Consider the following 1,614-nt stretch of genomic DNA (forward strand, 5'->3'; position numbering starts at 1 on the left):
AATAAGCGGATAAATAAAACGGATCCTGTAATGTGTGAATCAGATCTAGCCATCCTCACCAGATTAGAGAAGGAAATAAAAAAGATCAAGCAAAAGTATAACCTTTCTTGAAATCAAAGCAAATACTGTTTATTAACTAGAGATAAAGACTCCTAGAACATATTGATTCATATCACAAAAAAAGGTTGCTACCATCATGGAGCAACCTTTTTACCTTTCAAATAGACTTCACTTCTAACACCGGGATGGTACGAAGGAAAATATTCGATGTATCCTAAATTCTGTAATTGTTTGAAATATTTATGATAAGTCGGTATTGTATTAATATGAGAAAGTGCCATGATTTTACTTCGACTCACTTTAATATTTTGCATTTGTCCTTGCTTATAGCCTAAACTAATTATAGCAAGTAATAGAGCGAAATGCCAAACGTTTAGTCTAGGATCTTCCATATAAATTAGCAAAGAATTCATCAACCGATCTTCTTTAAGTTTATTTGCTTCTTTCATCTGTGAAAAGTTTTAGAAGATCAGCCTTATTATAGTAGTATGAGCCGACTATTTTCTTAAAACGTACCTTTTCAGTTACCCGTAGGTTTTGAACAGATCCTGGTGACATATTCATCAATTTTCTCACTTGCTTACTTTTGATCCATTCTTGATCAATTACATCACCATAACCTTCCTTAGTCTGGGTAATTAAAGTCCCAATATTGCCCAATAATTCCAAACCAAACTGCCTTAAATCTTCTTTTGTTATCATGTCATTCATAATCTCCATTTATTAAAAATTTAAACAATAAATCCTTTTAATTTTCATTCTCAAATAGCTGTTTATCTTACAGGTAATTTTCTGCAAATAGAAAACCATTCATCTATCCTTTTATGTAAAACACAATGCGCTAAACAGCCCTATTTCAATTATTTTACTCTAAAGTATATACTTAGCATACTTCACCTATTCAACTGATCATCAATGGTATTATTTGTCCTTAGATGGCCATTTAAATAAAATTCAAAACATGGTTCAAAATCTTACTATGAAAATTATATATTCTGAAGCAGCGATTTATACATCAATTATTTTGCAACCCATTCAGATCCTCAAAGCACATTTATACCTTCGCTATGCTACAGTATAAAAGAGCTTAAAGGATACGCAGTAAAAGAATCTTGAAAATTAAAGTCACTAACTACGTATAATTTTCAAGATCCTTCTCCATGGCTTTTTCAGCCATAATATTACTTCAAACTATAAGCTGATTAGTACCATCAAACAGTACTTTTAGTCGATTACCGTCTTTCTTTACCATCACACATAACAGGCAGGACCACCTTGCTTCCATCCTATCTGTATTCAAAAGCCAGTATGCTAATTGTCCCATTTCAAGAGCAAAGGTATACTAGTGTTTTTAACGCAAAAAAAAGGTCAAGCCCTACGGGTTTATCAAAAAATCTCCATCCGCCGCGGCGGATAGTATTTATTTGATAAAACCTTGTTTTTGCTAAACACTAACCTTTTATGCTCTCGAAACGAAACATAGCATACTCCGACTCTTTGGACGAATAAAAAAAATGTCAACAATGAAATGTAGTACTATTTATATTGGATTTA

The 1,614-nt window shown here is 32.3% G+C and carries 2 protein-coding genes; both read right to left on the reverse strand.

All coding sequences use genetic code 11. The features are described from left to right. Nucleotides 1–194 precede the first annotated feature (194 nt). Nucleotides 195–509: a hypothetical protein gene (locus tag P8M54_RS10370; protein ID WP_300287760.1), complete on the reverse strand. Its 315-nt coding sequence runs from the start codon at nt 507–509 to the stop codon at nt 195–197. Further along, a complete protein-coding gene (locus tag P8M54_RS10375; RefSeq protein ID WP_300287761.1) occupies nt 493–771 on the reverse strand; it encodes a DNA-binding protein in 279 nt (92 codons plus the stop codon). The genes P8M54_RS10370 and P8M54_RS10375 overlap by 17 nt, the downstream gene beginning before the upstream one ends. Between the last annotated feature and the right edge of the window lie 843 nt (nt 772–1,614).

This window comes from Flavobacterium sp., from assembly GCF_029242675.1.
Lineage (GTDB): Bacteria > Bacteroidota > Bacteroidia > Flavobacteriales > Flavobacteriaceae > Flavobacterium.

Coding starts and splice junctions, on each gene's coding strand:
- P8M54_RS10375 (WP_300287761.1), bottom strand. CDS start 771: ATGAATGACATGATAACAAAAGAAGATTTAAGGCAGTTTGGTTTGGAA.
- P8M54_RS10370 (WP_300287760.1), bottom strand. CDS start 509: ATGAAAGAAGCAAATAAACTTAAAGAAGATCGGTTGATGAATTCTTTG.